The 7,492-nt window shown below is 65.8% G+C and carries 8 protein-coding genes; 6 read left to right on the plus strand and 2 right to left on the minus strand.

Translation table 11 applies throughout. The annotated features are described in order from the left end of the window. The coding region (locus VGH68_RS21695; protein ID WP_331605761.1) for an SDR family oxidoreductase at positions 1–637 on the plus strand (637 nt) is incomplete at its 5' end. 28 nt (positions 638–665) lie between these two features. On the opposite strand, the gene VGH68_RS21700 is transcribed toward VGH68_RS21695, so the two are convergent. Both VGH68_RS21700 and VGH68_RS21705 read right to left on the minus strand, forming a co-directional pair. Then, entirely contained in the window at positions 666–1,928 is a 1,263-nt protein-coding gene (locus VGH68_RS21700) for a multidrug effflux MFS transporter (protein ID WP_331605762.1), read from the minus strand. Positions 1,929–2,128: 200 nt separating this feature from the next. Beyond that, on the minus strand, positions 2,129–2,407 hold the full coding sequence (locus VGH68_RS21705; RefSeq protein ID WP_331605764.1) for a hypothetical protein: 279 nt from the start codon (positions 2,405–2,407) through the stop codon (positions 2,129–2,131). A gap of 122 nt (positions 2,408–2,529) precedes the next feature. Between VGH68_RS21705 and VGH68_RS21710 the strand changes: the two genes are divergently transcribed. From VGH68_RS21710 to VGH68_RS21730, 5 genes are all read left to right on the plus strand, one after another. Next, positions 2,530–3,414 (plus strand): LysR family transcriptional regulator, encoded by an 885-nt coding sequence (locus VGH68_RS21710; protein ID WP_331605765.1) that lies wholly within the window; start codon positions 2,530–2,532, stop codon positions 3,412–3,414. Positions 3,415–3,585: 171 nt separating this feature from the next. Further along, positions 3,586–4,431: a class I SAM-dependent methyltransferase gene (locus VGH68_RS21715; protein WP_331605766.1), complete on the plus strand. Its 846-nt coding sequence runs from the start codon at positions 3,586–3,588 to the stop codon at positions 4,429–4,431. 191 nt (positions 4,432–4,622) lie between these two features. Continuing rightward, the gene (locus VGH68_RS21720) at positions 4,623–5,222 is read left to right on the plus strand and encodes a cytochrome b (protein ID WP_331605767.1); all 600 of its coding nucleotides are present in this window, start codon (positions 4,623–4,625) and stop codon (positions 5,220–5,222) included. A 94-nt stretch (positions 5,223–5,316) separates the two neighbouring features. Beyond that, complete coding sequence (locus VGH68_RS21725; protein ID WP_331605768.1) at positions 5,317–6,768, plus strand: glycosyltransferase family 2 protein; 1,452 nt, start codon at positions 5,317–5,319, stop codon at positions 6,766–6,768. Positions 6,769–7,066: 298 nt separating this feature from the next. After that, a partial coding sequence (locus VGH68_RS21730; RefSeq protein WP_331605769.1) for a Rieske (2Fe-2S) protein occupies positions 7,067–7,492 on the plus strand: 426 nt, incomplete at its 3' end.

The raw sequence follows: 7,492 nt of genomic DNA on the forward strand, positions 1-7,492 counted from the left end.
GGGTGCGAGCGGCGTGGCGGTCGGCCGCGACCGCGCGAAGCTGGACGACGCGCTCGGCCGCATCAGGGCACCGGTGGCGGGTGAAGCGCTGGACTGCACCGATCGCGCCGCGCTGGAGCACTTCTTTGGCGGCGTCGGCCGCATCGATCATCTGGTGATCACGCTATCGGGCGGAGAAGGCGCCGGGCCCTTCGCCGAACTCGATCTGGCCGCGCTGCGGCGCGGCTTCGAGGCCAAGTTCTGGCCGCAACTGGAAGCGGCGCAGGCCGCGTTGCCCGCGCTGCGCCGCGATGGCAGTCTGACGTTCGTGAGCGCGATCTCCGCACGTATCGCCAACCCCGGCACGGCGGGCTTGGGCGCAATCAACGGCGCGCTCGAAAGCATGATCGGCACGCTCGCGCGCGAACTCGCGCCGCTGCGTGTGAACGCGGTTTCGCCGGGCGTCGTCGATACGCGATGGTGGGACAGATTCCCCGCCAGCGTGAAGACCGAGCTGTTTCGGCAGCAAGCCGACACGTTGCCGGTGCAGCGGGTCGGGAAGGCCGACGACGTCGCGCACGCACTGCAGTTTTTGCTCGAGAACGGCTTTATGACGGGCGCCGTGATCGAGTGCGACGGGGGTTTGCGGCTGCTATGAAGTGATGGGTGCGATGATGCGCGAGCCCTTACACGGGCTCGCCGCTCGCCCGCGCCACCGCGGCGGGCTGCGCTTGCGCGAGATGGCGCAACAGCTTGGTCACCATCACGACCACGACGAACGCGAGAACCACGAAGAACAGCGCGAGCGGCGTAAGAACCTGCACCGACACGAAGCCGGCAAGCGCCATCATTGCCGACGACACCAGCAGCAGTGCACAGCCGAGAATCGCGCTCGTCAGACCCGCGATGTGCGGGAACAGCGAATTACCCTTGGCCATCAGCGTCGGGTACATCGCGCCGGCGCAGAAGCCCATCACGAGCACCGGTGTGGCGAGCGTCCACACGCGCAGGCCAACGGTCAGCGCAAGCAGCAGCATCGCCAGCGACGCAGCCGCCATCACGCGCGCTCCCATGCGCAGGCGTTGCTCGGTGCTCGGCAGACGCGGCCCATGCAGACGGTTGGACAGGCCGCCGAGGAAATACATCATGCCGATGCCGAGCGCCAGGTAGCCGAAGAAGGTTGGCGGCTTGTGCAGCGTGGTCTGGACCATGAACGGCCCGATGATGTTGAACACGAGCAGGATGCTGTAGCACAGACCCTGCGCGAGAAAGCAGCTCTGGAACACCGGGCTCGCGAGCACCTTACGCGCGTTCGCGATCAGCGTGCGTGGCTCCAGATGCACCCGCTGCGGCAAGGTTTCGCGATAGCGCCATAGCAGCGCCCACATTACGACCGAGTAAATCAGCAGGAACACGAGGCACGCGCGCCAGCCAAACAGCGTCTGCAGATGCGCGCCGATCACCGGCGCGATGATCGGCGCGAGCCCCCACGCGATCGACATGTACGTGAACGCATGCATCAGCGCGTGACCGGCGAAGGTGTCGGTGATGATCGCCTTCGAGAGCAGATTGGTCGTCGCGATGCCGAAGCCCTGCAGCGCGCGAGCGAACAGGAACGTCTCCAGATTCGGCGCGGCCAGCGACAGCAGGCAGCCGATCGTGAAGACGACGAGGCCGAATGCGAGTACAGGCTTGCGGCCGTATGCATCGGAGATCGGGCCGAAGATCAGCTGGCCGAACGCGTACGCGGCCATGTAGCCGGTGACGCTCGTCTGGATCGCCTGCGGGGAGGTCGCGAAGTAACGCGCCATCGCGGGCAGCGCGGGCACGTAGATGTCGATGGCGAGCTGTCCGGCGGAAGCGAACAGGCAGATCAGGAACAGCAGGAAGCGCGGCGAGTTCGGAGCGGAGGCGGACGTGGCGGCGTGATCGGCGGTGGCGTGGGTCATGACTGCATGTAGAGAAATTCTGGCGGCGCGGCATCGGCGTGTCCGGATACTGAACGGAAAATCGGGCGGGCCGCCCGGCATTATCGCCGCGTTTTGTGTTTGCGGTACGCCGGGAGATCGGATTTCCCCTGTGGGGGAATGGATTTGGGACATCTGTGGCGCGCGGCCGCCAGCCGCGACCGGTTCTTTTCAAACCGGCTTTACTTCGAACACGCCTGAATCGACGCGAGCAAAGCGCTCTGATCCGCAGGATCCTGGAAGAACGCGTCATTGAGACTCGGCTGCTCGTTTGGGCATGGCTTGCCTTTGGACTGAACGCCGGTAGCCCACCAGAAAATCGCCGCAACCACGATGGCACCGGCCAGAACAGCTGTCACAGCCAGGCCGATCAGCCATGCCCTCGCACCGTCATCGATCGTGGCTTTGTGATCGTGCGAATCCCGCCGGGATTCGGCGCTGCGAAGAGAGGATGGATTCATGGCGATGTCCTTTGATAGTCGCGTTGAAGAAACCGGCGCCACCATCTTCGATCCAAGCGTAAGATTGGAAAAGTTGAGTTTACTGATCCAAAGATTCAGTTTTTCTGACCGATGAGATCCCGATGCGAGAAATCAGCCTCGACCGCCTGCGCACCCTCGTTGTCATCGCCGAGCTGGGCTCCTTCGCCGAGGCCGCGCGGGTGCTGCACCTCGCTCCGCCCACGGTGAGTCTGCATATTGCCGATCTCGAGAGCCGGGTCGGCGCGGCGCTGTTGTCGCGCAAGCGCGGGCAGGTGCGGCCGTCGGCGATCGGCGAGACGCTGGTGGCGTATGCCCGTCAATTGCTGAGCGGCGCGGAACAGGCACTGGAAGACGTGCGCCGGCAAGCGGAGGGTCTCGGCGGGCGCGTTCGGCTCGGCGCTTCCACCGCGGCGATAGCGAATCTGTTGCCCCAAGCGCTGCACAAGCTCGCGGCCGAGCATCCCGGCATCGACGTGCAAATCGCCGTGCTGACGTCGCAGGAAACGCTGGCCAGACTCGCGGACGAGTCGCTCGATGTCGGCATCGTCGCGCTACCGCAAGCGCCGATCAAAGGGCTTTCGATCGAACGATGGCGGCGCGATCCGGTCGTCGCATTCCTGCCGGCGAACTGGCAGTGCCCGGCTCGTATCACGCCGCAATGGCTCGCGACCAAACCGCTGATCCTCAACGATTCGACCACCCGGCTCGCGCGCTTGACGGCCGAATGGTTCATCGCCGCGGGCCAGCATCCGACGCCCCGTATCCAGCTCAACTACGCGGACGCGATCAGGAGCCTGGTGGCGGCGGGATATGGGGCGGCGCTGCTGCCGCACGAGGGCAGCAGCGCGCTTGCCGACGCGCGTTTGCTCACGCGACCGCTGCGCCCCACGTTATGGCGACAACTGGGGCTTGCATACCGCGCGGGCACGGCCGAGCGTCCCACGCGGCATGTTCTCGACGTGCTGCGAAGCTTGCGGTTGAGCTAGCTTCGCAGCACCCACGAAGCTCGCGACGTCGACCGCGGAACTCGACCGCAATGCAGTCGGAGCGGGGACGTGCCCGCGAACCTGCATCGAAATAGGCAACGCGCCGATAATGAGCACTTGACGCCACGCGTTAGGTCCTCTTCGTCCTCATCGCCATCTGGCAGAACCGCTATGATCGCTCCCGCTTCCCTCATTCCCGGCCGCTTCAAGGACACCGCCGCCCACTATCTGATGGGCCGCCCCGCGTATTCGCCTCAACTGATCCGCCGCGTCGCGCAGTCGTGCGAACTGCGCGACTCCCATCGGCTGCTCGATCTCGGTTGCGGGCCGGGTCAATTGTCGCTGGCGTTTTCGTCGTGGGTCGGTGCGGGTCTCGCGCTCGATCCCGAAGCGGAAATGCTGCGCGTCGCGGCCGCTCTCGGCGCCGGCATCGCGCCGAACATCGCGTATCGCAGCGGCGCTTCGTACGATCTGTCGCACGCGCTAGGGCAATTCCGCCTCGTGGTGATCGGCCGCGCGTTTCACTGGATGGACCGGGCCGACACGCTCGCGCGTCTGGACACGCTGATCGAGCCGCACGGCGCGGTGGCGCTGTTCTCCACGTCGCTCGTCGTCGATGCGCCGATTGCCTGGCTCGCGCCTTATCGGGCGCTACTCGACGAATATTCGAGCGACGATCCCGCGCGCCTCCAGCGTAAGGCCGACGGCTGGGAGAGCCACGACGTGGTCCTCGCAAAGTCGGCGTTTTCGGCGCTCGAACGGATTGCGGTCATCGAAACGCGGCGGGTGTCGGTCGAAGCGTTGCGCGCGCGGGCGTTGTCGATGTCGAGTCTGTCGCGTGCACGGCTCGGTGCGCGGCTCGATGAGCTGCTTGCGCGCATCGACCGATTGCTCGATGCCCACGCAACCGCTGATGGCTGGCTCGATGAGCGGATCGAATCTGTCGCATTGATCGCGCGGCGGCCTTTGGCTGCGCCGCTGGGCAATGCGGCACGCACGGTGCCTGAAACGAACTGAAACAGGGCGATGGGCGCTGCGCGGAATAAACCGCCGCACAGGCGCGTTAGCCTGCTACGGGACGCGCGTCGGTTCGCGCAGCGGGCCCGGCCCCCCGGCCTCGCGGCCAGCAGCGCCGTGCGGTCCACTTCACGCAACCGGTTTTTCAAACAGCTTTCGCGGTACTTACTGGCTTCGCAAACGGAACAAGGATGAACACTCGCGCCGACACCCTCACCGATTTGACCGCCGCGGCGTCGCCGCAGCGTTACACGCGCACGGCGATCACGCTGCACTGGCTGATCGCGCTGCTGATCATCGTCAACGTCGCGCTGGCTCTCAGCGCCGATTCTCTGCCCGACGACTGGGCGCGCCCGGTGATCGACACGCACAAGTCGATCGGCATCACGGTGCTCGGGCTCGCACTGTTGCGCATCCTGTGGCGCGTGTCGCACAAGCCGCCGCCGTTGCCGCGGGAATTTCCGTCGTGGGAGAAGATCGCGGCTCATCTCGCGCATTTCGTGTTGTATCTGCTGATGATCGCGCTGCCGTTGTCGGGCTGGCTGCATGACTCCGCGTGGAAGGACGCGGCCACGCATCCGATGCATTGGTTCGGGCTGTTCCAGTGGCCGCGTATCGGGTATGTGATGAATCTTGATCCCACGCTGAAGGAAAGCCTGCACGACCGTTTTGGCGCGCTGCATACATGGCTCGGGTATGCGCTCTATGCGTTGCTGGCGATGCATATCGGCGGCGCGCTCAAGCATGAATGGATGGATCGCAAGTCGGTGTTGACACGCATGAAGCCGTGAGCGATGGCGCCGTTTTACTCGTGCAGTCATGCATCGAACGCGTGGCTTTCCGTTTGGCTTTTCAACCGTAATCTCGACGAATCCGGCAATCGCTTTGAACAACACTCTGGAACAGGCATTGGCTCTCGCCTCGCCACGCATCCTGCCGCGCCGTACGACACTGTCGAGCACGTTGATCCACGCCAGCGTCGTCGTGCTATGGCTGGTGCTGTTTGCGCGCGCGTTCTTTCTGCGCGGCGCGCTCGCGTGGTCGACCGGCATTGCGTATGTCGTGTACGACTCGCTGCTGCTCGTGTTCGTCACGTGGAAGTCGCTGCCGCTGATGCGCCGCCCGCCGCCGCTCGAACCCGACTACGAGCAGCGCGAATTGCCGGGCATGGGCGTGATCGTCGCGTCGCATAACGAGGCGGCGGTGCTGCCGGTCACGCTCGCGGCGCTGCTGCGACAGACGCATGGCCCCGCGCAGATCGTTATCGCCGATGACGGCTCCACAGACTCCACCAGCGAACTGCTGACCGGGCGTTTCGGCCTCACGCGGGCCGCCGACGGTGTGCTGAGCGCGCCGAGTTCGCTTTATTCGAATCTGTTCTGGCTGCGCGTGCCGCACGGCGGCAAGGCACGCGCGCTGAACGCCGCGATCACCGTGATGACGACGGACACGGTGATGACGGTCGACGCCGACACGCTGCTCGACGACGACGCCACCTACGCGATGCGCGCCGCGTTCGCGAGCGAGCCGAAGCTGGTCGCGGCGGCCGGCATCCTCACGCCGGTGTGCGGTCAATCGGTGTCGGGCCGGGTGTTCCAGTGGTTCCAGACCTACGAGTACATGCGCAATTTCATCGCGCGTTTCGCCTGGATGCGCGCGGACAGCCTGCTGCTGATCTCCGGCGCATTCGCGTCGTTTCGGCGCCAGGCGCTCGTCGAGGTCGGTGGTTTCGACCCGCAATGCCTCGTCGAAGATTACGAGCTGATTCACCGGTTGCGCCGCTACTCGGTCGATCACGGCCTCGGCTGGGACGTGCGCGTGATCGGCGAAGCGCATGCGCGCACCGATGCGCCCGATAACCTCGCGAGTTTTCTGCGTCAGCGCCGCCGCTGGTTCGCGGGCTTCCTGCAGACGCAGTACTGGAATCGCGACATGACCGGCAATTCGCGCTACGGCACGCTCGGCACGCTGATGCTGCCGGTCAAGGCGTTCGACACGATGCAGCCGATCTACGGGCTCACCGCGTTCGCGTTGCTGCTCGGCTTCCTGTTCGGCGGGCACGGCGCGATCGTCGTGTCGATCTTCAGCGTGATCGGCCTGAAAACGGCGCTCGATCTGGCCTTCTATCTGTGGAGCATCCATCTGTACCGGCGCTGGACCGGCCAGCGCAGCGGCAACAGCCTCGGCATGGCGATGCTCGCGGCCGTCGCCGAACCGTTTACGTTCCAGCTCGCGCGCCACCTCGGCGCGGCGCTCGGCTGGCTGCATTTCTTGCGCGGCGGCCGCGCGTGGGGCGTGCAGCGGCGCACCGGTCTGGTTCCGGGCGACGAGCGGTGAGCACGATCGGCCAGCGGCAAGCAGCAAGCCGTGAACGGCCAGCAGCAAGCGGCAAGCAGCGGGCGATGAGCAGGACCGTTGAGCGCCGCGCGGGGGTCATTTTTTCCGCGGCACGCGCACCGCGAACGCAGCTCGTTCACAGCGCGCGGGGTGCGCACCGGCAACCCGTGCGGCGGCACGGGTTACAGCCTGTAAGCGGACCCAGGCAGCGGCTGCTTCTAGTAGACTGGCGACACGATGCCGGCCTCGACATGCAGGGCGGCAACCTTCCATTCGCTGCTGCCCGGAGGTTTGAGCTATGCATGCTGTTCCCCCGCTTGAACAAGACATCGCCGACGCAGCCGACGCCGCGACGACGGCTCAGGCGGCGTCATCGAATCCCGTTTCTTCCCCTTCTTCCACATCGCAATCCGGCGCGCACGCCGCCGGCCATGCAAGCAGCGGCGCGCCGGTGCGCGACCTGCGCCGCGTCGCGATCCATCCGAATTACTGGTATCCGCTCGCGTGGTCGCACGAGGTGAAGCGCGGCAAGACGCTCGGCGTGACCTTCGCCGGCGAGCCGATCGTGCTCGCGCGGACTCAGAGCGGCAAGGTGTTCGCGCTCGAAGACCGCTGCGCGCACCGGCAGGTGCCACTGCATCAGGGGGTCGTCGATGGCGAATCGATCCGCTGCGACTATCACGGCTGGACCTACGACTGCTCGGGCAAGTGCATCGACGTGCCG

This window comes from Paraburkholderia sp., assembly GCF_036488505.1.
In the GTDB taxonomy this organism is placed as follows: domain Bacteria; phylum Pseudomonadota; class Gammaproteobacteria; order Burkholderiales; family Burkholderiaceae; genus Paraburkholderia.

Excerpts from the sequence above, each read along its gene's own strand:
- VGH68_RS21700 (WP_331605762.1), bottom strand. The coding sequence starts at position 1,928 with ATGACCCACGCCACCGCCGATCACGCCGCCACGTCCGCCTCCGCTCCG.
- VGH68_RS21720 (WP_331605767.1), top strand. The coding sequence starts at position 4,623 with ATGAACACTCGCGCCGACACCCTCACCGATTTGACCGCCGCGGCGTCG.
- VGH68_RS21715 (WP_331605766.1), top strand. The coding sequence starts at position 3,586 with ATGATCGCTCCCGCTTCCCTCATTCCCGGCCGCTTCAAGGACACCGCC.
- VGH68_RS21710 (WP_331605765.1), top strand. The coding sequence starts at position 2,530 with ATGCGAGAAATCAGCCTCGACCGCCTGCGCACCCTCGTTGTCATCGCC.
- VGH68_RS21705 (WP_331605764.1), bottom strand. The coding sequence starts at position 2,407 with ATGAATCCATCCTCTCTTCGCAGCGCCGAATCCCGGCGGGATTCGCAC.